Here is a 23,877-nt window from a genome sequence, read left to right as displayed (position 1 = left end):
CCGCTGCGGGACACTGGGCCCGGGGCCGCCTCGGCGGCCCGCTCGCCGGTGCCCCGCGCCTCACGGCGCTCACACGGCAGGCGTGTCCGGGCCGAAGCGGCTGCGTACCGCCGTCTGGACCTCGTCCTCCTCGGCCGGGTCGGCGGCGAGTCTGCGGAGTCGTTCGACGACGCGGGTGTCGCCGGTCTCGGCATGGCGGGCGGCGAGTTCGCGGGTGGTCTCCTCGCAGTCCCACAGGCACTCGACCGCGAAGCCCGCCGCGAAGGACGGATCGGTGGCGGCCAGCGCGCGGGCGGCCCGGCCACGCAGGTGGGACGAGGCGGTTTCGCGGTAGACGTGGCGCAGTACGGGGGCGGCGCAGGCGATGCCGAGCCGTCCGGCGCCGTCGACCAGGGTCCACAGGGTCGGCGCGTCGGGGCCTTCACCGCGCACCGCCTCCCGCAGCGCGGCGAGGACGAGATCGCGGTCCTGGGCGGCACCCCGGCAGGCCAGCATGCGTCCGGCGGCGGCGCCCAGGGCGTCGGGGCGGTGCACCCAGCCGCGGGCCCGGTCGACGGCGGCGAGGCTGCGCATCCGCTCGTAGGCGGCGACGGCGGCTTCCACGACCGGGGTGGAGCCGGTGGCCACGGCGCCCTCGATCAGGTCGAGGACGTCCGGGTCGTTGCCGTCGGCGAGATAGCGCAGGGCAGTGCAGCGGGCGCCCTCAGGGCCGGACCGCGCGGCCTCGACGATCTCGGGACGGTCCTCGGGGCCGGCGACGGCCGTGAGGCAGCGGGCGGCCGGCACATGGAGCGGGGTGCCGCGCTCGACGCCCTGCTCGGCCCACTCGAACACGGCGCGCACGCTCCAGCCCGGACGGGGGCCGGTTGAGTTCATCTGGCGCTGCCAGCGATCGAAACAGCCCGTCTCCTGGGCGGCACGCACGCGCGTGGCGATCGATTCGCGGGGATCGTCGGCCCACAGCCGCCAGGGCCGGGGTTCGAAGGCGTCCCGCACCGCGGCAGCCAGCTCGGCCTCGCCCTCGGCGTCGTGCGGGAAGCGGGCCAGCACGGGCCCGGCGAGGGCGCGCAGACCGGCGTCGTCGTCGCGCAGCGCCAGCTCGTCCAGGGCCCACGCCCAGTTGACGCCGTGGGCGGCGTACCGGCGCAGCAGCTGGAGCGCGTCCAGCCTGCCGTAGGAGGCGAGGTGGCCGAGGACCGCGAGGGCAAGCCCGGTGCGCGACTCCTCGGCGTCCAGGACGTCCTCGGGGTCGAAGAGGTGGGCCTCGACCGCGTCCAGCTCGCCGTTCAGGTCGAGGTAGAGGCGGGCGTAGTAGAGGGAACGGTTCTCGACCTGCCAGTCGTGGCGGGGGTCGTGGAGCACACAGTGGTTCAGTGCCGCGAGCGCCTCGGCGCGCGGAGCGGTGAGCGCGTGCAGCGTGCCGTCGCCGCGACCCCGCTGAAGCAGGCCGAGCAGCGTACCGCTGGGCGCTATGACCGGATCGAACATGGGAAACAGCCTCACATCAAGCGTCGACGCAACCGGGGAGCACGCGTTACCTGGCCGTGCGCCAACACGTCGGAGCGCCCGCCGTCTCTTGCTTGCTGAAGACCATGTTCCTCTGCCTCTCGTCGGTGGCCCTTGCGGGCCGTGTCACGGCCCGCGCGGTGCGGCAACACCTGCCCAGCCATCACGTCCGTGAACCACGTCGTCATGATGGCCCGGCGGTCACATCTGCCGCGACCGAAATTTCGGCGGCCCTGTACCGCCTCCCCCGTTTTCAGTGTTTTTCCTGGTCAGAAAGTGTGGAGCGGGCCCGGTCGGGGCTCCCTCCGCCGTCCCGTCACGGGGCGCCGAACAGCTCCAGCAGGTCCGTCCGGGCGAACATCCGCGCCGTGTCGACAGCCGACGGAGTGCCCGCCGCCGGGTCCGCGCCGGCCTCCAGAAGCGCCTTGGTCACTTCCGTCTCACCCTTGAAGGCGGCGCCGGCCAGCGGGGTCTGGCCCCGGTCGTTGACACGGTCGGCGTCGGCGCCACGGGCGAGCAGCGCACGCACCGCGTCGGCGTGGCCGTGGTAGGCGGCGAGCATGACGAGGGAGTCGCCGCGGTCGTTGGTGAGGTCGGCCGGGACACCGGCGTCCACGTAAGCCACCAGCTCCTCGGTCCGCCCCTGCCGGGCCAGGTCGAAGATCTTGGTCGCCAGCTCCACGACCTCGGGGTCGGGGGCTTCACTCATCGGCCGGACCACCTCTCACTGCGCAATCACTGCGAACGTGACGCCCGTCGGGAAGGCTGACGAGCGCCGGGGACAACGTGTGCGCACGGCCACGAGCGGTGTGGCCGTGCGAGTGAATCGCCAGGGTACTGGCTCGCGGGACACCCGAGCGGATCAAGGATCCCTCCGCCACCTGGGGCAATTCTCGCGAATTTCCCCCGTTTGCACCTTTTATCGTATAGATACATGCTGTGAGCTTGGAAGTACTCATGGTGACTGTCCCCGTGAACCAGGAGAACTCACATGATCCTCTCGATCTCAGGCGTCGTCCTGCTCGGCGTCGTCGTCTTCATCTTCTTCCGCAAGGACGGCCTCAAGGCCTCGCACCTGCTGGTCGCCGTGCTCTTCGGGTTCTACCTCGCGAGTACGGCCATCGCCCCGAGCATCAAGGCGGGCGGCGAGAGCCTGGCGGGCCTGCTCGGCGGCATCAAGTTCTGACCGGCCCGCTCCCGCCCCACACCCGCACGTACGCACCTCCAGGAGGCAGCAGTGGCCCGGCGGCCCCTCCCCCGCATTCTGAGCAACGGCGGCGCACAGCTCGCCCGGAGCCGGGAGCTGGCCCGGACGGCGGCCGACAGCGCCACCGACGTCCTCCAGCCGCTGATCACGATCGCCCGCGGTCTGCGCCGACTGGCCGCGGCCGCGCGGCGCAGATGGGCCGAGACCCCCAAGGACCGGCACGGCGCGCTCCTGTTCCTGGTGGCTTCGGTGGTCCTGGTCGTGGCGCTCGTGCCGTACGGCCCGCTGCTCGCCGTCATCGTCCTGATGGCGGCGGCAGCCTGGCAGGGCAGGGACCGCACCCCGCCCGTGCCCGAGGGGCCCGACGACTCCCAGAGCCTGCGTCTGCAGTCCCTCTACGAGGCGCTGGTCCCGTACTTCTCGATCGTGGAGGACCCCGATCCCCTGTACGCCCACGGTGGTGGCTGGGAGAAGGCCTTCCCGGCCCACGGCTTCGACGACGACGGCCGCGTCGCCCACCTGGTGATCCGCTACCCCGCCTACTTCACCGACGGCGAGGCGGAGTCCCGGGCCCGGATCGAGCACCTGCTCGCCGCGAAGGCCGGCCGGGGCCGTGAGTACCGCTTCACATGGGACGAGGAGGCCAACCACCTCGCGGTGGACGTGCTCCCCGCGCTCCCCACCGACATCGCCGTCCAGCGCTTCGTGACGGCCCCCGGCGAGACCGTCCTCGGTTTCACCGACCCGACCGGGGTCCAGCGCACGCTCCCGCTCACCCACGGCGCGGAGCAGCGGGACGTACCGCCGGTCGTCTGGCGCACCGGCATCCGCTCGACCGAGCCCCATCTGCTGGTCCTGGGGCAGCCCGGCACCGGCACGTCCACCCTGCTGCGCTCGGTCGCCCTCCAGGCACTGCACCACGGCGACCTGCTGATCGTCGACGGCGGCGGCACCGGGGAGTACGCCTGCCTGGTCGGCCGGGACGGTGTCCTGGCCGTGGAGTGCGGCCTCACCGGCGCGCTGACCAGCCTGGAGTGGGCCGCCGCGGAGACGGAACGGCGGCTGATCTCCGTCAACCGGGCCCGTCAGCAGGGTCTGGCGGCGCCGGACGACACCCGGCGGCCCCTGTGGGTGTTCCTGGACCGCCCGACCGCGTTCACGCACCTCGCCGACACGGACGGCCGCCGGGACCCGCAGACCCTGCTCCAGCTCCCGCTGCGGCACGGCCGGGCCGCGAACGTCACCGTGGTCGTCGCCGACCAGCTGGACGCTCTGGACGCCCTGGCCGACGCCGTACGGCAGCACACGCGCGCGCGCGTCGTGCTCGGCCCGGCCACGGCGGACGAGCTGACGACCGCGCTGGGTGCTCCCCCGCACACGACACCCGTCGACCAGGTCCCGCCCGGCCGGGGATACGCCCGCCTGGGCACCGGACCGGTGCACCGCCTCCAGGTGCCGGCCACCCCGGACCCCTACGACGACGCGACGAGCGAGACGCACCGGCAGGCGGTGCTCGATCTCCTCCCCCCGCGCACCACGCCGGCGGACGGGGAGCAGGCGCCCCTTCCTCCGGAGGCGGAGGCGAACGCGGAAGCCGAGGCGGAGGCAAGGGCGAAGACGGACGCGAAGGCCGTCTCCATGGAGAAGGAGGACGCCTCGGAACCGGCGGCCGCGAGCGAGCCGGATAAGAACGCGGCGGACCAGGAGCCGGCCACCCCGGCAGCGACCGAGCCGACGCCTGTTGAGCCGGTCCCCGCCGAGGCGGTCGCGGCGGAAACCTCCTGACACCCGGCCGGGGCGGCGCGAACCCACCGCGCCGCCCCGGCACCGTCGCGCGGCCGAGGGGGATCCGCATCCCGACCGCGCCCGCTTGCGAGGACTCCGGCGGCCGGGACGCATCCGGCGGGACACACCGCGAACGCGGGTGCGGCACACCCGTCCGCGGCGTCGCCCCCGGGATCGGGGGCGCCGCGTCGACGCCGCTCCGGCCCCGGCGGCCGAACCTCCCGGGCTCCGCCCACCGCCGCACACGGGTACCGCCGGCACTCCCGCGCCCCGATCCGCCGACCCGGCACTACGCCACGAACGTCCGTGGTGCCTCGCCGCCGCCGACGCCGCCGTTCTCCACCAGCCGCGCCGCCGCGGCCAGTCGTGCCGCCGCCTCCTCGGCCACCGCGCCGCCGACCGTGAACGGCAGCCGGACGTACCCCTCGAACGCGCCGTCCACCCCGAAACGCGGCCCGGACGGGACACGCACGCCCACCCGCTCCCCCGCCTCGGCGAGCCGGGAGCCCGACAGGCCCCCGGTCCGCACCCAGAGGGTGAGGCCGCCGCGCGGCACCTCGAACTCCCAGCCGGGCAGCTCCCGCCGTACCGCCGTCACCAGCTCGTCCCGGTTCTGCCGGGCCTGTTCACGGCGCACCGTCACGGCCTGTGCCCAGCCGCCGGTGCTGAACAGCCAGTTCACGGCGAGCTGCTCCAGCACCGGGGTGCCCAGGTCGGCGTACGCCCGCGCGGCGACCAGGCTGCGGATCACGTCGGGCGCGGCACGGACCCAGCCGATGCGCATCCCGGCCCAGAAGGCCTTGCTCGCCGAGCCGACGGTGATCACGGTGGACCCGGCCGGGTCGAAGGCGCACACGGGGCGCGGCATCTCGACGTCGTCGTCCAGCCACAGTTCGCTCATGGTCTCGTCGGCCACGAGCACCGTCCCCGCCGAGCGGGCCGCGTCCACCAGGCGCCGTCGCTGGTCGTCGTCGGCGAGGGCGCCGGTGGGGTTGTGGAAGTCGGCCACGACATAGGCGATGCGGGGCGCGGCGTCGCGCAGCACCTGGCGCCAGCGGTCCACGTCCCAGCCGGTGAGCCCCTCGGCCATCGCGACGGGCACCAGCCGGGCACCGGCCTCGCGCATCAGCTGGAGGATGTTGGCATAGGAGGGGGATTCCACGGCGATGCGCTCGCCGCGCCCCCCGAAGAGGTGGCAGATGGCGTCGATCGCGCCCATCGCCCCGGTGGTCACCATGATCTGCTCGGGCATGGTGGGGATGCCCCGCGCGGTGTAGCGCTCGGCGATCATCGCGCGCAGCGCGGGCAGTCCGGCCGGGTAGTCGCCGTGGGTGTGCGCGTACGGCGGCAGCTCCTCGAGGGCGCCCTGCACCGCGCGGGTGAGCCAGGGCTCGGGCGCGGGCAGCGCCGCACAGCCCAGGTCGATCACGGAGCCGAGGGCCTCGGGCGGCAGCGGCTCCAGGCCCCGCGCGGGCAGCGGGTTGCCGGCCGGGACGGCGGTCCAGCTGCCCGCGCCCCGCCGGGACTCCAGGAAGCCCTCGGCCCGCAGCGCCTCGTAGGCGGCGGCGACGGTGGTGCGGCTGACGGTGAGGGCGAGGGCCAGCTCGCGTTCGGCGGGCAGCCGGGCGGCGACCGGGACGCGGCCCTCCAGCACGAGCAGCCGGATGCCGTCGGCGAGCGCACGGTAGGCCGGTGGGCGGCGGGTGCCGGGCCCGGCCGGACGGTCCTGCTGCGAGCCGAGCAGGCGGGCCAGCTGTCCCGCCCCCACGGCCGAGGTCCACTGCGCCATGTAAATCAGTCCACCTTCCCGGAATTGGCCATGGTTGACTCTCCTTCCCAAGCCACAGGGTGTCATGCGGCAGGCCACTACCACCACACAGGGGGCATCTCTTGACCAGGCAACCCAGGCAGCCCAGGCAGCCCAGGCAGCCCAGGCAACGCGGACAGGGCCACCTCGCGCGACGGCTGATCCAGCTCTACGGCGGTCTCGTCCTGTACGGCGCGAGTTCCGCGCTGCTGGTCAGGTCCGGGCTCGGCCTCGAGCCGTGGAACGTGCTGCACCAGGGCCTGGCGAAGCACACCGGGCTGTCGATGGGCGTGGTGCTGACCGTCGTGGGCGCGGTCGTCCTGCTGCTGTGGATACCGTTGCGCCAGCGGCCGGGCCTCGGCACGGTCTCCAACGTGCTGGTGATCGGCGCCGCGATGGACGCCACGCTGAGCGTCGTCCCGGACGCCCACGGCTGGGCGCTGCGGATCGCCGCGATGGTGGCGGGCATCGTCCTGAACGGCGCGGCGACCGGGCTGTACATCGCCGCACGGTTCGGCCCGGGCCCGCGCGACGGCCTGATGACGGGGCTGAACCGGCGCACCGGGCTCTCGGTGCGGCTGGTGCGGACCTCCGTCGAGATCGCCGTCGTGGTGACGGGCTTCGCCCTCGGCGGCACGGTCGGCCTGGGCACCGTGCTCTACGCCGTGTCGATCGGCCCGCTCGCCCAGGTGTTCCTGCGCGTGTTCGCCGTGCCGTCGACACCGTACGGCAGCACGGTGGTTGCCGCCGGTCGACCCCGGCGCGCGATACTGCGTCGGTGACCACCCCGATACGCCACCCCTACCTCGACCATCCCGGCCCGCTCGCGTTCGCCCACCGGGGCGGGGCGGCGGACGGCCTGGAGAACACGCTGCGGCAGTTCCGCCGCGCGGTGGAGGCGGGCTACCGGTACATCGAGACCGACGTGCACGCCACGCGGGACGGGAAGCTCGTCGCCTTCCACGACGCGACCCTGGACCGGGTGACGGACGGAGCGGGGCGGATCGCGGAGCTGCCGTGGGAGAGCGTGCGGCACGCGCACGTGGCGGGTGAGGAACCCGTGCCGCTGTTCGAGGAGCTCCTGGAGACCTTCCCCGAGGTGCGCTGGAACATCGACGTGAAGGCGGAGCCCGCGCTGGGCCCGCTCCTGGAGCTGATCCGGCGGCACGACGCCTGGGACCGGATCTGCGTCGGCTCGTTCTCCGAGGCCCGCGTGGTGCGCGCCCAGCGGCTGGCCGGCCCGCGCCTGGCCACCTCGTACGGCACCCGTGGCGTCCTCGGTCTGCGGCTGCGCTCCTGGGGCCTGCCGGCCGCACCGCGCCGCTCGGCGGTGGCCGCGCAGGTCCCCGAGGCCCAGTCGGGCGTCCGGGTGGTGGACCACCGCTTCGTGCGCGCGGCCCACGCGCGCGGGCTGCAGGTGCACGTCTGGACGGTGAACGATCCGGACCGGATGCACCGGCTCCTGGACCTGGGAGTGGATGGCATCATGACCGATCACATCGACACACTGCGCAAGGTCATGGAGGACCGCGGCGTCTGGGCATGAGCCCCGCCGCGGCCCGGGGACGGTGCGCGTGCAGGGGGAAGCGAGGGCACGGGTGGGCACCGACACCCTGCGGACGGGCGCGGCCGACGGGGCCGACGGCGCGGCCGAGCGGCGGCGCGAGCAGCGCGGCTGGTACTTCTACGACTGGGCGTGCTCCGTCTACTCCACGAGCGTGCTCACCGTGTTCCTGGGGCCCTATCTGACCTCGGTCGCCGAATCCGCGGCCGGCGCGGACGGGTACGTCCACCCGCTGGGCGTACCGGTGCGCGCCGGGTCGTTCTTCGCGTACTCGGTGTCGCTGTCGGTGATCGTCGCGGTATTGGTGATGCCGCTGGTGGGGGCCGCCGCCGACCGCTCGGGCCGCAAGAAGCCACTGCTGGCCGCCGCCGCGTACACCGGCGCGGCGGCCACGACCGGCATGTTCTTCCTGGACGGCGACCGGTATCTGCTGGGCGGTCTGCTGCTGGTCGTCGCCAACGCGGCGCAGTCGGTCGCGACGATGCTCTACAACTCCTACCTGCCCCAGATCGCCCCGCCCGAGGAGCGCGACGCGGTCTCCTCCCGCGGCTGGGCCTTCGGCTACGCGGCCGGCTCCCTGGTCCTGGTCGTCAACCTGGTCCTCTACACCGGCCACGACTCCTTCGGGCTGAGCGAGAGCGCGGCGGTCCGCATCTGCCTGGCGTCGGCGGGGCTGTGGTGGGGCGCCTTCGCTCTCCTTCCGCTCCGGCGGCTGCGGGACCGGCGCGCGGTGGCCCGGGAGGCCGCGCTGCCCGGGTTCCGGCAGCTCGCGGTGACCGTCCGCGACATGCGCCGCCGCCCGTTGACGCTGGCGTTCCTGCTCGCGTACCTCGTCTACAACGACGGCATCCAGACGGTGATCTCCCAGGCATCGATCTACGGCTCCGAGGAACTGGGCCTCGGGCAGTCCACGCTCATCGTGGCGGTGCTGCTCGTCCAGGTGCTGGCGGTGGTGGGCGCGCTGGCGCTGGGCCGGCTGGCCCGCAGGTACGGGGCCAAGCGCACGATCCTCGGATCGCTGGTCGCCTGGACGGTGACCCTCGCCGCGGGGTATTTCCTGCCGGCCGGGGCGCCCGTGTGGTTCTTCGCGCTGGCCGCCGGCATCGGGCTCGTCCTGGGCGGCAGCCAGGCGCTGTCCCGCTCGCTGTTCTCCCATCTGGTCCCGCCGGGCAAGGAGGCCGAGTACTTCTCGGCGTACGAGCTGAGTGACCGCGGGATGAGCTGGCTCGGGCCGCTGCTCTTCGGGCTCACCTACCAGCTGACCGGGAGCTACCGCGACGCGATCATCTCCCTGGTCGCCTTCTTCGTGATCGGTTTCGTGCTGCTCGCGCGGGTGCCCGTACGGCGGGCGATCGGCGACGCGGGCAATCCGGTTCCCGAAAGGATTTAGCACTCGGCGCGAAAGGGCTGTAGTGTACGCGTTTGGCCTGCCAGGCGTACCGTTACTGCGCGTCAAAGGTGCCGAATCGCTATGTCACATCTGCCAACAGAGGTGACAAACCGGACGTCGGCGGGTACTGCACTGGTTGCAAGGCTGCGGCTGCGACGGCGACGCAGGGCCCGGATCGGGAGTCGGGACGGGAATCTTTACCGCCGCCCGGACGTTGACCGGATGACGACGACAGCGACACCTGTCCTGTGGGCGACAAGCCCGGGAGGCACGATTCATGAGTGAGCGAGCTCTTCGCGGCACGCGCCTCGTGGTGACCAGCTACGAGACGGACCGCGGCATCGACCTGGCCCCGCGCCAGGCCGTGGAGTACGCATGCGAGAAGGGGCATCGATTCGAGATGCCCTTCTCGGTCGAGGCGGAGATCCCGCCTGAGTGGGAGTGCAAGGTCTGCGGGGCCCAGGCACTTCTGGTGGACGGCGACGGCCCTGAGGAGAAGAAGGCCAAGCCCGCGCGTACGCACTGGGACATGCTGATGGAGCGACGCACCCGCGAGGAGCTCGAAGAGGTCCTCGAGGAGCGGCTGGCCGTTCTGCGCTCCGGCGCCATGAACATCGCGGTCCATCCGCGTGACAGCCGCAAGAGTGCGTAGCGGGAGACCGTAGGCGACACGACAGAACAACCGCGGGTGCCGTACATGAGCTTCATGTACGGCACCCGCGGTTTTGTCGTGTGGGTCGCGTCCCGGGTCCGGGCCCCGGGACGGAGCCTCAGGCTCAGCGCGTCAGCGGCGGGCGGGGGTCCTGCGGAAAGTCGTCCGGGTCGTCCCGTATGACCTCGCCCTGGACCACCTTGCCGTCCGGACGGTGCATCCGGGCCTGGCGGAAGGCGTCGCCCAGAGTGCCCGGGCCGGCGTCACGGAGCTTGCGCTCGACCGTCCGCTGGGCGTAACGGCTCACGGCCTTCTGCACCGGGGGCAGCAGCATGAGCAGGCCGAGCGCGTCCGAGATCAGGCCGGGCAGGATCAGGAGCAGTCCTCCCAGCATCATCAGGCCGTTGCCCTCGCTGTTCGGGCGGGCGGCCTCGGGCGGAATGCCGGACTGCTGCTGGTTGAGCGTCTCGGTGAGATTGCGGAAGGCCCGGCGGCCGGCCGCCTTGATGACCACGGACCCGAAAACCAGGCCGGCGACCAGGAGCAGGAAGACCACGAAGCCGCTGGTCGCTCCCGCGACCATGACGAGCAGCCAGATCTCCAGCACAAGCCACGCAGCGACGCCCAGCGGCAGGAAGGTGCGCAGCCGGGAGCGCGGAGGCCGGGCGGGGGGCCTGGGGGTCTGAGCGCCAGTCGTCATACTCCCAGTGTGCCTGGCCCCGGCTCAGTGCGGCATAAGGGGTCGGTCGGGCGTCACGAGGGTCCGGTCAGGCCTTGCCGTCCGACACCTTCGTCGGCTCCGCCAGCTTCGTCGACTTGTCGCCGTGCGCCTCCGGCCCGCCGGATCCCGCGTCGGACCGCTTGTCGCGGCCCAGGACCTTGCCGACCCTCTCCCCCACGCCCCAGGTGGTGACCCGCCACAGGGCCTCGACGAGGATGTCACGGCTCATCTTGGAGTCGCCGAGTTCGCGCTCGACGAACGTGATCGGCACCTCGACCACGTGGTACCCGGCCTTGATCGCCCGGCGGGCGAGATCGACCTGGAAGCAGTAACCCTGCGAGGCGACCTCCTCGAGGCCGAGCCCTTCCAGGGTCTCGCGGCGGAAGGCGCGGTAGCCGCCGGTGATGTCGCGCAGGGGCAGATCGAGCGCGATCCGCGAGTACATACTGCCGCCGCGCGAGATGAACTCGCGGGACTTGGGCCAGTTCACCACCCGGCCGCCCGGCACCCAGCGGGAGCCGAGCACCAGGTCGGCGCCCTTGAGGGCGGTCAGCAGGCGGGGCAGTTCCTCGGGCTGGTGGGAGCCGTCGGCGTCCATCTCGATCAGCACGCCGTAGCCGTGCTCCAGCCCCCAGCGGAAGCCCGCGAGGTAGGCGGCGCCCAGCCCTTCCTTGCCCTTGCGGTGCATGACCTGGACGTGGTCGTCCGCGGCCGCCAGTTCGTCGGCGATCCTGCCGGTGCCGTCGGGGCTGTTGTCGTCGGCCACGAGCACGTGCGCCTCGGGGACGGCCTCGCGCACGCGTGTGACGATCGCCCTGATGTTCTCCGCCTCGTTGTAGGTCGGAATGATCACCAGGGCCGTGCCCAGCGGGCCGAACCGCCTCTCACGCCCCGCAGCCGCGGGCGTCCCGTCGCCGTCGTTCACCACTGCCCCTTCGTGTCCGTACGCAGAGGACCACCATAATCGCCGCGGCCTGCGTCAACGTGACAGGACGGTCCTACGGTGGTGTCGGTTCCCGGAAAGCGGGGTAAGGATGGCCGCTTAGGGACGTTGTGCGACGGATGGGGGCCCGGCGCCCTTCGGGCCGGCCCGGGACCCGCCGGCTGCGGGTCGACCTGGGTCGTTGTCTACTGAGCGCCCGGGCCCCACCCGGGTCACACCTCCCGACCGGCCGGAACGTTCCCTCGTCACGGTGCGGGCACTGAGCCTGGCTCCCAGTGGCGGTGCGCCGGTGCGGCACACCGTCCCTGACTCAGCGGCGCCGCGACGCGTCTGCGGAAGGTTCCCCGGTCGGGCGTCCGGTGGTGGACTCCGCCGAACCTACCGGCCCCCTGCCGCCGCCTGTCAACAGTCGCTCGACCTGCGCCTTTTCCATCAACGCGCAGGTCAGCGCGGCGGCGCAGCAGGTCGTGGCCCGGCGAAGATCATCGCCCCGTCGGCCGTGGAGATCACTCGCCCGGCCGTACGAAGACGGTACGGCCGCCCACCACGGTACGGAGGCAGACGGGCAGCTCCCGGCCGGGGGTGAGGTCGGGCAGGCCGGGCGTGCCCGAACGCGGGTCGGTCGACCAGCGCGCGACCCGGTCGTCGGGGGCCTGGACCACGAGGTCGCCGGTACGCCACACGGCGTAGTCCGCGGGCACGCCGGGCACCAGGACGCCCGCGTCGTCGCGGCCGATCGCCCGCCAGCCGCCGCGCGTGTGCGCCGTGAACGCGGCGCGGACGGAGACGCGGTGCTCCGCAGTGCGGTGGAAGGCGGCGGCCCGGACGTTACCCCACGGGTCGAGGGGCGTGACGGGGCTGTCGGAGCCGAAGGCGAGCGGCACGCCGGCACGCAGCAGGGCCGCGTAGGGGTTGAGCGTGCGGGCCCGCTCGGCGCCCAGGCGCTGGGCGTACATGCCGTCCTCGCCGCCCCAGAGCGCGTCGAAGGCGGGCTGGACGGAGGCGGTCAGGCCCAGTTCGGCGAAGGCCGCGACGGTCTGCGGGGTGAGCATCTCGGCGTGCTCGATCCGGTGGCGGGCGGCGCGGACGCGGGCGAGGCCCACCTTGTCGGCGGCGGCGCGGACCCCCTCCACGACGGCGGTCACGGCGGCGTCCCCGATGGCGTGAAAGCCCGCCTGGAGTCCCGCCTCCGTGCAGGCGACGACGTGCGCGGCGACGGCGGCGGCGTCCAGGTGGGCGGTGCCGGTGTGGCCGGCGTCGGCGTAGGGCTGGTGCAGGCAGGCGGTGTGCGAGCCGAGGGAGCCGTCGACGAAGAGGTCGCCGGCGGCACCGACGGCGCCCAGCTCCCGCGCCTTGTCGACGTCCTGCTCGGCCCAGTAGCCGATGACCCGCGGCCCGGGTTCCTCGGCGGACAGGCGCAGCAGGCCGGTGAGGTCGTCCTCGGAGGAGATCTCCGGGCCTGCGCATTCGTGAACGGTTGCGATACCCAGGGAGGCGGCGTGCGCGAGGGCGGCGCGCTGGGCCCCGGCGCGCTGGGCCGGGGTGACGACCCCGAGGGCGGCGGCGCGTACGGCGTGGTGGGCGTCGCCCGTGAGCGGGTCGTCGTCGCGGGCGAGGACACCGGGCGCCAGGGCGAGCAGGGCGGTGGTGACGACGGCCGAGTGGACGTCGATACGGCTGAGGTAGAGGGGGCGGCCGCCGGTGGCCGCGTCCAGTTCGGCGCGCGTCGGGGGCTGCCCGTCGGGCCAGCGGGCGGCGTCCCAGCCGTGGCCGAGGAGCACCCGGTCGTCCGGGCGGGCGGCGGCGAAGTCCCGTACGAGGGCGAGGGCCGCCTCGCGGGTGGGGGCGCCGGACAGGTCCAGGCCGGTGAGCGCGAGGCCGGTGGCGGTGGTGTGCACGTGTGCGTCGGTGAACGCCGGGGTGACGAGGGCGCCGTCCAGGTCGATCACCTCGTCGACCCCGTCCACGAAGGCGTCCGCGGCGCCCTCCGAGCCGACCCAGGCGACCTGGCCGCGTTCGACGACCATGGCCGTGGCGAAGGGATCGGCGGGACTGTGGACCTCGCCGCGGCGCAGCAGGACGGTCGAGGACGGGGTGGTGGACTCACTCATGCACACCAGTCTCGCCCCTCACGGGCGCCGCCCGGCAGTCGGGGCGGCGTGGGCGCCGGACGGTGCCCGGCGCCGTCGCGCGGCACCGGTCAGATCCTCGGCGGCCGGGACTCGTAGGGGGTCGAGAGGACGACGGTGGTGCGGGTGGAGACACCGGCGAGGGAGCGGACGCGCGCGAGCAGTTCCTCCAGCTCGTGCGGGGTGGCCACCCGGACCTTGAGGATGTAGTTCTCGTCGCCGGCGACGCTGTGGCAGGCCTCGATCTCGGGGACGCCGGCGAGGCGGTCCGCGATGTCGTCGGGGGCGCTGGGGTCGAACGGTTTCACCGAGATGAAGGCGGTCATCGGCAGCCCGACGGCCTCCGGGTCGACGACCGCGGCGTAACCGCGGATGACGCCACGCTGTTCCAGCCGCCGCACCCGCTGGTGCACGGCCGACGTGGACAGGCCCGTGGCCTTGCCCAGGTCTGTGTAGCTCATCCGCCCGTCCTTGACGAGCAGCTGCACGATCTGTCGGTCCAGCTCCTCCATGGCGCAAGAACCTACAGTGCCGTTGATCTCCTGGGACAGCCGAGCAGTCCAGAACATGCCCCGTTCGCGATCCGACGGGGCGCCGGGCGGGAACCGAGGGGGGACAAACCCGCCGCAGGGGGCATCTGCGAGCGGCATGTGACGAAGACCACACTGGTTGAACGTTCTCCGTAATGTTCTCGTGATTACCCCGGAGGGGGGACGGGAAGTGCTTGCTGTGGTCGAGGCCGCAGTGCCGTCACGGCCCAGCCCGAGGGGGAGATCCCATGCAGAGTCTTAAGCGCCCTGGTCGTACCACGTCCAAGCGGCAGCAGCCGGTCGTCGAGCTCGTACCGGAGGGCGTCGAACCGGACGCCTTCGACGACGAGGAACCCGACGCCTACGACACCTTCGAGATGTACCGGGTGATCTGCCCGGACTGCGCGCAGCCCATCGCCCTGCTGGCGGACGAGGAGACGCTGCCGGAGCACGCACTGTGCGCCTCGCCGTGGAACCCGTTCGGGCTCACGGTCTGCGTCGGCACCGGCCGCCGGGCCACCGAGGCGCGCCCGGCGGACGAGTCGTTCCAGCCGCACGAGCAGGACACCGCCCTGCTGCTGACGCTCCCCCGGGGCCTCGACTGGCGGACCCAGCCCTTCTCCCACGTCGGCGGCCCGGGCTCGCGCCCGATGCGGGTGCCGACGATGCGGCGCGAAGCGGCCTGAGGCGTCCGGACGCCCCCTTCGGGGCCGTCGCCCGATGCGCTGATCGGGCGAGGACGATCGACGGGGCGTCAGGAGCGTGGCGGCAAGCGGCCGATGTCCGCGGACGCCCGCGAACCCACGCTCGAATATGCCCGCCGGTGACCTGTCCGCACCGCGACGCGTTGCCCGGGCATGACCCCCACGTACTCGCCGACCGGCAGTCGGCGCCGCGTGTTCGTACCGGTGCCCGCGGGACCGGTACCCCCGGCCCCGCAGATCCCGGACCCGCCGATCTACCGCGAGCTGCTGCGGACCTGGGCCGACGGCGGCCGCACCCTGCCCGGACGCCACGACCCGGAGTGGGTCAGGCTCGCGGAACCCCCGCGCGGTCTCGGCGACTTCTTCGCCACGGGTGACTTCTTCACCACCGGCGACTTCCGGGTCGGCGGCGACTTCACCGTCGCCGCCGGGCTCACCGCTCCTCGGGACCCGCGAGGTGACGGGCGATGACCATCCGCTGGATCTGGTTGGTGCCCTCGACGATCTGCAGCACCTTGGCCTCGCGCATGTACCGCTCGGCCGGGAAGTCGGCGGTGTAGCCGTACCCGCCGAGGATCTGCACGGCGTCGGTGGTGACCCGCATCGCCGTGTCGGTGCAGTGCAGCTTCGCCATGGCGGCCTGCTTGGCGAACGGACGTCCGGCGTCGCGCAGCCGGGCCGCGGTCAGGTACAGCGCACGGCCGGCCTCGATCTGCGTCGCCATGTCGGCGAGCATGAAGCGCAGCCCCTGGAAGTCGGCGATCGGCCTGCCGAACTGCCGCCGCTCGGCCGCGTAGGACACCGCCTCGTCCAGCGCCGCCTGGGCCACACCGATCGCACAGGCCGCGATGCCGAGCCGGCCGGATTCGAGCGCGGACAGGGCGATCGCGAAGCCCTGCCCCTCCTCGCCGATGCGCCGGGCGTCGGCCACCCGCACCCCGTCCAGGTGGACCTGCGCCGTGGGCGAGCCCTTGAGTCCCATCTTCTTCTCGGGCACCGCGGCGCTCAGCCCCTCGGCGTCACCGGGCACCAGGAAGGCGGTGATGCCGCGCGGTCCGTCCTCGCCCGTGCGGGCCATCACGGTGTAGAAGTCGGCGATGCCGCCGTGCGTGATCCACGCCTTGGTGCCGGTGATCAGCCAGTGGTCGCCGTCGCGCACGGCCTTGGTGCGCAGCGAGGCGGCGTCGGAGCCGGAGGCGGGTTCGGAGAGGCAGTATGCGCCGAGCAGGCCGCCGCCGAGCATCGCGGGCAACTGCTCGGCCTGCTGCTCCTTGGTGCCGTAGGTGGCGAGCGCGTAGGAGGCGAGCGTGTGCACGCTGACGCCGAGGCCGACGGTGAGCCGGGCCGCGGCGAGCTCCTCGAGGACCTGGAGGTAGACCTCGTAGGGCTGCTCGCCGCCGCCGAACTCGGCGTCGTAGGGCAGTCCGAGGAGGCCGGCGTCGGACAGGAGGGTGAAGACCTCGCGCGGGAAGCGTCCGGCGTCCTCCCCCTCGGCCGCGCTCGGGGCGATCTCACGCTGCGCGATGTCACGGACGAGCGAGATCAGATCCCGTGCCTCGTCCGTGGGCAGTTGCCGGTCCACCTGCTGCGGGGCGCGGTCGGGCATGGCGACGCTCTCCTCCCTGTCGGGCACATCGGCGGACGTGCGCCTTGGGTGGAGGCGGCTCCGCCGGGTCGTTCGGGCCTGGCCGATGCTCGCACTCCCGGGTCGCGGAAGCGGCTGACCAGCGGCTGTGCGCTGTGAGTATGCCCGATCGGAGGCACGGAGTCACCAGTTAACGACCGCTTACTCGAAGAATTCGGAGAATGGCCCGGACCGCGCCCGAGGAGCCGGGGATCCCGGCTCCCGGCGTCGAGAATGGTCCGAACCATTGACCGTACTGGTCTAGTCCTCCTACGGTGACGAACCGAACGCCTTACCGCGTTCATGCCAATCGGCGCGCGTTCCCTCTTCCCCCCACGAGGAGACACCCGATGCACGTCCCGCACCTCCCCCGCGTCCGCCCCCTCCGGACGCTGTTCTCCGTCCTGTGCACCGTCGCCCTGGGCGCAGGACTGCTGGCCGGCGCCGGTCCGGCCACGGCGATTGTCGAGTCGCCCGCCGCGCAGGCCGCGGCCGGGTCCAAGGTCGTCGGCTACTTCACCGAATGGGGCGTCTACGACCGCGACTACCACGTCAAGGACATCGAGTCGTCGGGCTCCGCCGGCAGACTCACCCACATCAACTACTCGTTCGGCAACGTCACCGGCGGAAAGTGCGCCATGGGCGACGCCTACGCGGCGACCGACCGCGCCTACACCGCGGCCGAGTCCGTCGACGCTGTCGCCGACACCTGGGACCAGCCGCTGCGCGGCAACTTCAACCAGCTGCTCAAGCTGAAGAAGAAGCACCCCGACCTCAAGATCCTCTGGTCCTTCGGCGGCTGGACCTGGTCCGCCGGCTTCGCGCAGGCCGCGCAGAACCCGGAGGCGTTCGCCCAGTCCTGCTACGACCTGGTCGAGAACTCCAAGTGGGCCGGCGTCTTCGACGGCATCGACATCGACTGGGAGTACCCGAACGCCTGCGGCCTGACCTGCGACACCAGCGGCCGTGAGGCCTTCCCGAGGCTGATGGGCGCCCTGCGCGCCAAGTTCGGACAGGACTACCTGGTCACCGCGGCGATCACGGCCGACGCCACCTCCGGCGGCAAGATCGACGCGGCGGACTACGCGGGCGCCGCCCAGTACGTCGACTGGTACAACCCGATGACGTACGACTTCTTCGGGGCCTGGGACGCCACCGGGCCGACCGCCCCGCACTCGCCGCTCACCTCGTACTCCGGCATCCCGAAGGAGGGCTTCCACACCTCGGCGACGATCGCGAAGCTCAAGGGACTCGGCATCCCGTCCTCGAAGCTCCTGCTCGGGCTCGGCTTCTACGGCCGCGGCTGGACGGGCGTCACCCGGGCGGAGCCGGGCGGCAGCGCGACCGGCCCGGCGCAGGGCACGTACGAGAACGGCATCGAGGACTACAAGGTGCTGAAGAGCAGTTGCCCGGCGACCGGCACCGTGGGCGGCACCGCGTACGCCAAGTGCGGGGACGACTGGTGGAGTTACGACACCCCGCAGACCATCGCGACCAAGATGGCCTACAAGGACGAACAGGGCCTCGGCGGCACGTTCTTCTGGGAGCTGAGCGGTGACACCGCCAACGGTGAGCTGATCAGGGCGATCGACTGAACCACCCGGCACGCGCGGGGGGCGGAGGGGCGGAGACCGGCTCGGGTCTCCACCCCTCCGTCACGTCGTCCGGGCGCCGGCGTCAGGATTCGTCGCGGCGGGCCGGAGCCGGGGCGGGATAGGCGGGGTCCAGTTCCTCGATGGCGCGCAGCGTGCCGCCCAGCGACTTCACCAGCAGCTCGCGCATGGTCTCGCGGGGCAGTTCGGGCCGGCCGATCCAGTCCAGGGTGGCACCCTCGACGCTGCACACCCAGGCGAGCAGGCCCATGCGGGCGAGCGGGCCGATGTCCGAGCGCCCGTAGGCCCCTTCGGCGATGGTGACGACGATCGCCTCGCGCACCCCGTCCCGGATGGCGTGCACCTCTGCGTCGAAGCCGACGCCGCCGCTGACGATGGTGCGGTAGGCCGCCTGGTTGTGTTCGGCGTAGCGCAGATAGCCGTCGATGGTGCGCTGGACGCGGTCCACCTGCGGCAGCTCGGTGCCGCGCGCCGCGGTGGTGACGAGGTCGGCGACGGAGTCCTGGACGATCGCCAGGTAGTAGCCCCGCTTGGACTGGAAGTAGTAGTAGATCAGCCCTTTGGCGACATGCGCCTGGCGGGCGATGTCGTCCATCGAGAGCGCGTCGTACGACGTGTCGGCGAACAACCTCCGCCCGATGGCGATGAGTTCGGCGCGGCGCGCAGCCGAGCGCTCGGTGCCGCGCGCCCGGGGACGGGCGTCGGCACGTTGTTGACTGATATTCAATTTCGACCCTGGTCTCCTACGGGCGGCGGGACATCCGCAGTATGGCAGGTCGGGTCGTGGGGCAGGCCGCACCCGGGTCACGTCACGGACGGGCCGCCGGTCAGATCACAGGAGGCCCAGCTGAACCACGAGCATCGCGACCACCACGACGAGGGTCCAGCCCAGGACGTGTTCCAGGATCTTCGGGCCGTCTTCCTTGGGGCCGCCGGTACGGACACGGGTGGCGGCTGCGATGTGTGCGGTCATGGCGTCTCGCTGATCTCGGTCTTCGGCTGGGGCGGAGTCCCCCGCTCACGGTGTCCACCGTGCCACCGTGAGCGGCTTTCGCGCCCGAGAGCTTGGTCACAGCGGGGCCGGTCAGCGCACGCCCACCGCCGCGAGGGCCTTGCGCTGACGCGGGCCGGGGTGGGCGGGGAAGTAGAGGTAGCAGACGCCACCGGTGCCGGAGGCGACCTTGCCGCCGGCGTTGTACCGCTTGGTCCTGAGCCAGATGTTCTCCCACTCGCGCCGCTTGTAGACGCGGCGCACGGCGTCGTTGTCGTCCGAGGCCGGGTCGTTGGCGATCACGTCGCCGTCGGCGGTGAAGCCGATCACGGTCATCAGGTGGCCCGAGGTGCCGTAGCCCGACCCGGTCAGCTCCTCCTCCCGGAACGACTGCGACGTGATGACCGGGATACCGGCCGCGATCAGCGTCTCCAGGTCGGTGAGGGAGCCGAGGCGGGTGACCACACCCTGGAGGCCCTTGAACGTGGCGGCGTAGGCGGCGTTGAAGGGCCAGTTGCCGCAGCCCTCGTACTGGTTGTCGTACGTGTACCGGGCGGCGTGGCAGATCTGCGGGTCGGCGTAGGAGGGGTCGACCCAGGCGAGCTGTTCCTCGGTGAGACGGCCGCCCCAGTACTCGATGATCATCTGCGAGGAGGTGGGGCTGCACCAGGCCTCGCCGCCGTTGTCGTACTCGGGGTACTGGCCCTTGTGGATCTCCTGCGAGTAGCGCGGGACGCGCAGTTCCCCGGCGTGGCGCGGGGTCGAGGCCGGGACGGTGAAGCGGTCGGGGATGTCGGAGCCCATCGCGCCGAGCCGCCAGACGGTGGGCGTGCTGTGCGTGCCGGGACGGCGGTGGAGGGTGAGCCGGAGCCGGTAGGAGGTCAGACGCAGGCCGGTGGAGGCGTCGTCGATCGAGAAGGTGTCGGTCCAGATGCTGCTTCTGCCGTCGCTCTGGTCGTCGACCGAGGTACGCCTGATGTCCTGCTCGCCGTCGCCGGCGGTCCAGCGGCCCATCACGTACCAGGGCGTGTCCGTGCCGTCGGAGTAGGCGCCCTTCAACTCGACCTGGATCCAGGTGCCGCTCGGCGTGTGCGCGTTCCAGGAGGCGATGACCTCCGTGGAGGGCACCGCGAGCCGGTGGACGGGCGAGGTCCAGGTCGCGTACTCCCAGGCGGCCGTGGTGCCGGTGTGCGGGTCGGTGTAGTCGGCGGTGCCGACCGGGGCGCCGATCACGACCCCGGGGCGGGCGCCCGCGACGGGACGGATCCCTTGAGCGGCCCCGTGCCGCCAGTCCCGGAACGTGGTCCAGGCGTGGTAGTCGACCGGTCGCCGGAGGGCGGCCCGGCCGGGGCCCCCGGCGGCGCCGCCGGTGCCCGCGGCCGGCGCGGCCTGGGCGGTGGCCGGGATCGCGCCGCCCGTCGCGGCGGCCGCCGCGACGGCCGCGGCCAGGAGGGTTCTGCGGGACGGCTGTTCGACTCTGCTCATGGGCGGGAGACCCCCAGGTGTCCGGGTCGGGCGGGTCCGTCGTTGCACGTTCGTGCGCCAACTATGGCCGCAGGCGCCCGGTCCTGCCAGCACTTCCACGCACGCCACGCCACCAATATTGGTGTCGACCAGTGGCGGAGGCAGGAGGGTGCGGGCGCCCGGGCGCGGGGGCCGGGGGGACGCGGGTGGTTAGAGTGCGGGTGACCGCGTCCGCCCTTCTGCCCACGGGATCCGCCATCCTCGACCTAGCAGCCCGGCTCCGCCGGCTTCCCCCTTCCTGCGGGCCCGTGCGCCTGATCGGCGTCGACGGACACGCCGGGTCCGGGAAGTCCACGTTCGCCGGACGGCTGGCGGCCGGGCTGGACGGTGCGCCGGTGCTGCACCTCGACGACATCGCCAGTCACGACGAGCTCTTCGACTGGACCGGACGACTGCTCCGCCAGGTGATCGAGCCCCTGCGGCACGGCGAGACGGCGCACTGCACGCCGTACGACTGGCGGGCCCGGTGTTTCGGAGCGCCACGCGCCCTGCCCCCCGCTCCGGTGATCCTCGTCGAGGGAGTCGGCGCGGGCCGGTCGGCACTGCGACCGCACCTGGCCGCGCTGCTCTGGATGGACGTACCCCGCGAGCAGGCGTGGGCGCGCGGACGGGCGCGCGACGGAGCGGAACAGCGGACGTTCTGGGACGGGTGGATCCCGGCCGAGCGCCGGCACTTCGCCGAGGACCCCTCACGCCCCTTCGCGCACCTTCTGGTGCGACAGCGCGAACAGGGGTACGAGGTACTGCCGGGGCCTGCGGGAACCGCCACTGGAGCCCACTTCCTCACTCAGAGTGACGGACCGTCCGCGATGTGTTGAACGCGTGAAGATCACGCTCCCGCAACCCGCCGACGTGCCCCAACTTCGCTTGACCCGGGGGCCGTACAGGTCTTACGTTCTGAATGTGCGGCAGATCGAAGCCGCCGACAGACGCGAAGCCCCCGGTTGTTCCCCCGTGATCGGGGGCTTCGTTCTGCCCTGAGTACGTTTTCCGGCTGCTCCACGACGCCGATCACTCACCCTCGGTGACCACAGGGCCGTACGCCCCCACCGCTCCGACCTCATGGAACGGCCTCTCCCGCACCCTTCGGAGGAAAGACCGCCGCGGGTACGATGCCCTCGGTGCGAGCTACCGGAGATTGCCGCACGCACCTGCAACTCCGGTCCACGGCAGATCCGTTGACCGAGGCGGCCGACGGGCGACGGCTCGGCGGCTTACCGACGGGGGCACGGTAGGTGGGGGACGTGATGGACTTCGGCACGCAGGGCCCACCGGCCCCGGCCGAACTCGCCTGGCTGCGCGGCGTGGACGCCTACACCATGGGGGCCTACCCGCAGGCGGAGGAGGAGTTCCGGGCGGCGGTGCGGATCGATCCCACGATGGCCGACGGCTGGCTGGGACTGCACGCGCTGCGCGTCGACACCACGAACGCGCTCCTGCGAATGTTCCGCAACCGCGACCGCTTCGGCGAGCAGCGGGCCCGCCATCGACGGACGCTCAACTCCTGGTACTGGCTGGGCTGGTGGGTGCAGCCGGTGCTGGAGAACCCGCGCGACCTGCTGCTGGCGCACGCCTCGCACTGGCTGGACGGCCGGCACGTGCCGGAACTGGACCGGGCGCTGGCCGGGCTGCCGCCGGTGGACTCCGACCCCCAGGTCCGGTTCCTGCACGCCTGCCGCGCCTATCTGGTCAAGGACTGGGAACAGCTTGTCCGGCACACCGACCCGCTGCTCGGCGACCCGTTACTGGGCATCGAGGCCGGCCTGTTCAGTGGCATGGCCCGGGTCCGCCTGGAGATGTTCGGGCAGGCGGAGCCGCTCCTTTCGGCGGCCCTGATGCGGTGCCGCAGCGAGCAGCCGCAGCGCAAGGAGTTGCGGTACTGGCTGGCGCGGGCCCATGAGGGCACCGGGCGCAGCGCCGCCGCGCTTCCGCTGTACCGGGCGGTGCACCGCGTCGACCCCGCCTTCATGGACACCTCGGCCAGGCTGGCCGCGATCGCCGAGGGCGACGGCTACGACGACCCGACCGACCTGGCAGGGCTCGCGCAGACCGGTGCGGGGACGGACGGCCTGGACGGACTCGACCCCCTCTTCGGCACCGAGGAGCGCGGCGTCAAGCTCTCCGCCCCCGAGCCCCCGCTGTCCGCCCCGCTGCCCCCGCTGGGCGGAGCGTCGGTGCGCGAGAAGGCGGGCGGGCCGGATCCGTCCCTGCCCACCGGGCCCACCGATCCCGCGTTGCTGGAGGAGGCGCTCGCGGAGCTGGAGCGGATGGTGGGCCTCGAACCGGTGAAGCGGCAGGTCAAGGCGTTGTCCGCGCAGTTGAACATGGCGCGGCTGCGGGCCGGGCAGGGCCTGCCCGTGCAGCCGCCCAAACGTCACTTCGTCTTCTCCGGCCCCTCCGGCACCGGGAAGACCACCGTGGCCCGCATCCTGGGCCGCGTCTTCTACGCCCTCGGTCTGCTCGGCGGCGACCACCTCGTGGAGGCGCAGCGGGCCGACCTGGTGGGCGAGTATCTGGGCCAGACCGCGGTGAAGGCCAACGAGCTGATCGACTCGGCGCTCGGCGGTGTCCTCTTCGTGGACGAGGCGTACTCCCTGTCCAACTCCGGTTACGGCAAGGGTGACGCGTACGGCGACGAGGCGCTGCAGGTGCTGCTGAAGCGGGCCGAGGACAACCGGGACCACCTGGTGGTGATCCTGGCCGGCTATCCGGAGGGCATGGACCGGCTGCTGGGCGCCAATCCCGGGCTGTCGTCGCGCTTCACGACGCGGGTGGACTTCCCGTCGTACCGGCCGCTGGAACTGACCTCGATCGGTGAGGTGCTCGCGGCGGAGAACGGGGACGTGTGGGACGAGGAGGCGCTGGACGAGCTGCGGTCCATCGCCGGGCACGTGGTGGACCAGGGGTGGATCGACGAGTTGGGGAACGGGCGGTTTCTGCGGACGCTGTACGAGAAGAGCTGTGCCTACCGGGATCTGCGGTTGTCCGTGTATCCGGGGGTGTTGAGCCGGGACGATCTGGCGACGTTGCGGCTGCCGGATCTGATGCAGGCGTATGGGGAGGTGCTGTCGGGGCGGGGGCCGGGGGCTCCTCCGGCGGTGTGAAGGGTGGGCGTCGCGGGGGGGCGCTTACCCGCGCTGACGGGGTGCCGCTGCGCCCACCCGTGTCGCCCTGGGGGTACCTCCCG

22 protein-coding genes are annotated in these 23,877 nt (G+C 72.7%); 11 read left to right on the top strand and 11 right to left on the bottom strand.

The genetic code is table 11. The features are described from left to right. Positions 1-69: 69 nt before the first annotated feature. Together AB0P07_RS08630 and AB0P07_RS08625 are read right to left on the bottom strand one after the other, a co-directional pair. On the bottom strand, positions 70-1,488 hold the full coding sequence (locus AB0P07_RS08630) for a HEAT repeat domain-containing protein (protein ID WP_365546977.1): 1,419 nt from the start codon (positions 1,486-1,488) through the stop codon (positions 70-72). Between the two features lie 334 nt (positions 1,489-1,822). Beyond that, positions 1,823-2,215, bottom strand: coding sequence for an ankyrin repeat domain-containing protein (locus tag AB0P07_RS08625; RefSeq protein ID WP_102931537.1), 393 nt, complete (start codon positions 2,213-2,215; stop codon positions 1,823-1,825). Positions 2,216-2,497: 282 nt separating this feature from the next. Between AB0P07_RS08625 and AB0P07_RS08620 the strand changes: the two genes are divergently transcribed. Next, positions 2,498-2,692 (top strand): hypothetical protein, encoded by a 195-nt coding sequence (locus AB0P07_RS08620; RefSeq protein WP_007447353.1) that lies wholly within the window; start codon positions 2,498-2,500, stop codon positions 2,690-2,692. Positions 2,693-2,743: 51 nt separating this feature from the next. Continuing rightward, complete coding sequence (locus tag AB0P07_RS08615; RefSeq protein WP_365546973.1) at positions 2,744-4,498, top strand: hypothetical protein; 1,755 nt, start codon at positions 2,744-2,746, stop codon at positions 4,496-4,498. A 289-nt stretch (positions 4,499-4,787) separates the two neighbouring features. On the opposite strand, the gene AB0P07_RS08610 is transcribed toward AB0P07_RS08615, so the two are convergent. Beyond that, positions 4,788-6,287, bottom strand: a complete 1,500-nt coding sequence (locus AB0P07_RS08610; RefSeq protein ID WP_365546971.1) for a PLP-dependent aminotransferase family protein — start codon at positions 6,285-6,287, stop codon at positions 4,788-4,790. A gap of 101 nt (positions 6,288-6,388) precedes the next feature. Here AB0P07_RS08610 and AB0P07_RS08605 point away from each other — a divergent pair, with 101 nt between their 5' ends. The 4 genes from AB0P07_RS08605 (at position 6,389) to AB0P07_RS08590 (ending at position 9,911) form a co-directional block, all read left to right on the top strand. After that, positions 6,389-7,087: a hypothetical protein gene (locus tag AB0P07_RS08605; RefSeq protein WP_365546968.1), complete on the top strand. Its 699-nt coding sequence runs from the start codon at positions 6,389-6,391 to the stop codon at positions 7,085-7,087. Then, complete coding sequence (locus tag AB0P07_RS08600; protein ID WP_365546965.1) at positions 7,084-7,851, top strand: glycerophosphodiester phosphodiesterase; 768 nt, start codon at positions 7,084-7,086, stop codon at positions 7,849-7,851. Before AB0P07_RS08605 ends, AB0P07_RS08600 begins: the two co-directional genes overlap by 4 nt. Before the next feature lie 52 nt (positions 7,852-7,903). After that, on the top strand, positions 7,904-9,259 hold the full coding sequence (locus AB0P07_RS08595; RefSeq protein WP_365546962.1) for an MFS transporter: 1,356 nt from the start codon (positions 7,904-7,906) through the stop codon (positions 9,257-9,259). Positions 9,260-9,536: 277 nt separating this feature from the next. Further along, on the top strand, positions 9,537-9,911 hold the full coding sequence (locus tag AB0P07_RS08590; RefSeq protein WP_003977404.1) for an RNA polymerase-binding protein RbpA: 375 nt from the start codon (positions 9,537-9,539) through the stop codon (positions 9,909-9,911). 124 nt (positions 9,912-10,035) lie between these two features. On the opposite strand, the gene fxsA is transcribed toward AB0P07_RS08590, so the two are convergent. The 4 genes from fxsA to AB0P07_RS08570 form a co-directional block, all read right to left on the bottom strand. Then, entirely contained in the window at positions 10,036-10,611 is a 576-nt protein-coding gene (fxsA, locus tag AB0P07_RS08585) for an FxsA family membrane protein (protein ID WP_365546959.1), read from the bottom strand. A gap of 67 nt (positions 10,612-10,678) precedes the next feature. After that, positions 10,679-11,557, bottom strand: coding sequence for a polyprenol monophosphomannose synthase (locus AB0P07_RS08580; RefSeq protein WP_365546956.1), 879 nt, complete (start codon positions 11,555-11,557; stop codon positions 10,679-10,681). A 524-nt stretch (positions 11,558-12,081) separates the two neighbouring features. Continuing rightward, positions 12,082-13,686: an amidohydrolase gene (locus AB0P07_RS08575; protein ID WP_365546953.1), complete on the bottom strand. Its 1,605-nt coding sequence runs from the start codon at positions 13,684-13,686 to the stop codon at positions 12,082-12,084. A gap of 89 nt (positions 13,687-13,775) precedes the next feature. Continuing rightward, on the bottom strand, positions 13,776-14,216 hold the full coding sequence (locus AB0P07_RS08570) for an Lrp/AsnC family transcriptional regulator (protein WP_019983923.1): 441 nt from the start codon (positions 14,214-14,216) through the stop codon (positions 13,776-13,778). 266 nt (positions 14,217-14,482) lie between these two features. Here AB0P07_RS08570 and AB0P07_RS08565 point away from each other — a divergent pair, with 266 nt between their 5' ends. Continuing rightward, on the top strand, positions 14,483-14,920 hold the full coding sequence (locus AB0P07_RS08565) for a hypothetical protein (protein ID WP_365546950.1): 438 nt from the start codon (positions 14,483-14,485) through the stop codon (positions 14,918-14,920). 171 nt (positions 14,921-15,091) lie between these two features. After that, on the top strand, positions 15,092-15,409 hold the full coding sequence (locus AB0P07_RS08560) for a hypothetical protein (RefSeq protein ID WP_365546947.1): 318 nt from the start codon (positions 15,092-15,094) through the stop codon (positions 15,407-15,409). Here AB0P07_RS08560 and AB0P07_RS08555 read toward each other — a convergent pair. Then, positions 15,372-16,544, bottom strand: a complete 1,173-nt coding sequence (locus AB0P07_RS08555) for an acyl-CoA dehydrogenase (RefSeq protein WP_365546945.1) — start codon at positions 16,542-16,544, stop codon at positions 15,372-15,374. The genes AB0P07_RS08560 and AB0P07_RS08555 overlap by 38 nt on opposite strands. Before the next feature lie 368 nt (positions 16,545-16,912). On the opposite strand from AB0P07_RS08555, the gene AB0P07_RS08550 reads away from it, so the two are divergent. Then, complete coding sequence (locus AB0P07_RS08550) at positions 16,913-18,157, top strand: glycoside hydrolase family 18 protein (protein ID WP_365546942.1); 1,245 nt, start codon at positions 16,913-16,915, stop codon at positions 18,155-18,157. A gap of 82 nt (positions 18,158-18,239) precedes the next feature. Here AB0P07_RS08550 and AB0P07_RS08545 read toward each other — a convergent pair whose 3' ends face one another. From AB0P07_RS08545 to AB0P07_RS08535, 3 genes are all read right to left on the bottom strand, one after another. Beyond that, positions 18,240-18,902, bottom strand: coding sequence for a TetR/AcrR family transcriptional regulator (locus AB0P07_RS08545; protein WP_061445818.1), 663 nt, complete (start codon positions 18,900-18,902; stop codon positions 18,240-18,242). 105 nt (positions 18,903-19,007) lie between these two features. Then, positions 19,008-19,148 (bottom strand): SCO1431 family membrane protein, encoded by a 141-nt coding sequence (locus tag AB0P07_RS08540; RefSeq protein ID WP_365546939.1) that lies wholly within the window; start codon positions 19,146-19,148, stop codon positions 19,008-19,010. Positions 19,149-19,259: 111 nt separating this feature from the next. Continuing rightward, complete coding sequence (locus AB0P07_RS08535) at positions 19,260-20,651, bottom strand: peptidase C39 family protein (RefSeq protein ID WP_365546936.1); 1,392 nt, start codon at positions 20,649-20,651, stop codon at positions 19,260-19,262. Between the two features lie 287 nt (positions 20,652-20,938). Here AB0P07_RS08535 and AB0P07_RS08530 point away from each other — a divergent pair, with 287 nt between their 5' ends. Continuing rightward, a complete protein-coding gene (locus AB0P07_RS08530) occupies positions 20,939-21,508 on the top strand; it encodes a hypothetical protein (protein ID WP_365546933.1) in 570 nt (189 codons plus the stop codon). A 429-nt stretch (positions 21,509-21,937) separates the two neighbouring features. Continuing rightward, entirely contained in the window at positions 21,938-23,794 is a 1,857-nt protein-coding gene (locus tag AB0P07_RS08525) for an AAA family ATPase (protein ID WP_365546930.1), read from the top strand. Positions 23,795-23,877 lie beyond the last annotated feature (83 nt).

It is taken from the genome of Streptomyces sp. NPDC085944 (assembly GCF_040686295.1).
In the GTDB taxonomy this organism is placed as follows: Bacteria; Actinomycetota; Actinomycetes; order Streptomycetales; family Streptomycetaceae; genus Streptomyces; species Streptomyces salinarius.
Note: the sequence above shows the minus strand (reverse complement) of the source record. Positions and strands in the feature narration are given on the sequence as shown.

Bases quoted from the DNA above. Each gene is read 5' to 3' on its own strand.
- AB0P07_RS08570 (WP_019983923.1), bottom strand. From the start codon at position 14,216: ATGGAGGAGCTGGACCGACAGATCGTGCAGCTGCTCGTCAAGGACGGG.
- fxsA (WP_365546959.1), bottom strand. From the start codon at position 10,611: ATGACGACTGGCGCTCAGACCCCCAGGCCCCCCGCCCGGCCTCCGCGC.
- AB0P07_RS08540 (WP_365546939.1), bottom strand. From the start codon at position 19,148: ATGACCGCACACATCGCAGCCGCCACCCGTGTCCGTACCGGCGGCCCC.
- AB0P07_RS08535 (WP_365546936.1), bottom strand. From the start codon at position 20,651: ATGAGCAGAGTCGAACAGCCGTCCCGCAGAACCCTCCTGGCCGCGGCC.
- AB0P07_RS08550 (WP_365546942.1), top strand. From the start codon at position 16,913: ATGCACGTCCCGCACCTCCCCCGCGTCCGCCCCCTCCGGACGCTGTTC.
- AB0P07_RS08525 (WP_365546930.1), top strand. From the start codon at position 21,938: ATGGACTTCGGCACGCAGGGCCCACCGGCCCCGGCCGAACTCGCCTGG.
- AB0P07_RS08590 (WP_003977404.1), top strand. From the start codon at position 9,537: ATGAGTGAGCGAGCTCTTCGCGGCACGCGCCTCGTGGTGACCAGCTAC.
- AB0P07_RS08625 (WP_102931537.1), bottom strand. From the start codon at position 2,215: ATGAGTGAAGCCCCCGACCCCGAGGTCGTGGAGCTGGCGACCAAGATC.
- AB0P07_RS08610 (WP_365546971.1), bottom strand. From the start codon at position 6,287: ATGGCGCAGTGGACCTCGGCCGTGGGGGCGGGACAGCTGGCCCGCCTG.
- AB0P07_RS08575 (WP_365546953.1), bottom strand. From the start codon at position 13,686: ATGAGTGAGTCCACCACCCCGTCCTCGACCGTCCTGCTGCGCCGCGGC.
- AB0P07_RS08555 (WP_365546945.1), bottom strand. From the start codon at position 16,544: ATGCCCGACCGCGCCCCGCAGCAGGTGGACCGGCAACTGCCCACGGAC.
- AB0P07_RS08620 (WP_007447353.1), top strand. From the start codon at position 2,498: ATGATCCTCTCGATCTCAGGCGTCGTCCTGCTCGGCGTCGTCGTCTTC.
- AB0P07_RS08560 (WP_365546947.1), top strand. From the start codon at position 15,092: ATGACCCCCACGTACTCGCCGACCGGCAGTCGGCGCCGCGTGTTCGTA.
- AB0P07_RS08565 (WP_365546950.1), top strand. From the start codon at position 14,483: ATGCAGAGTCTTAAGCGCCCTGGTCGTACCACGTCCAAGCGGCAGCAG.
- AB0P07_RS08630 (WP_365546977.1), bottom strand. From the start codon at position 1,488: ATGTTCGATCCGGTCATAGCGCCCAGCGGTACGCTGCTCGGCCTGCTT.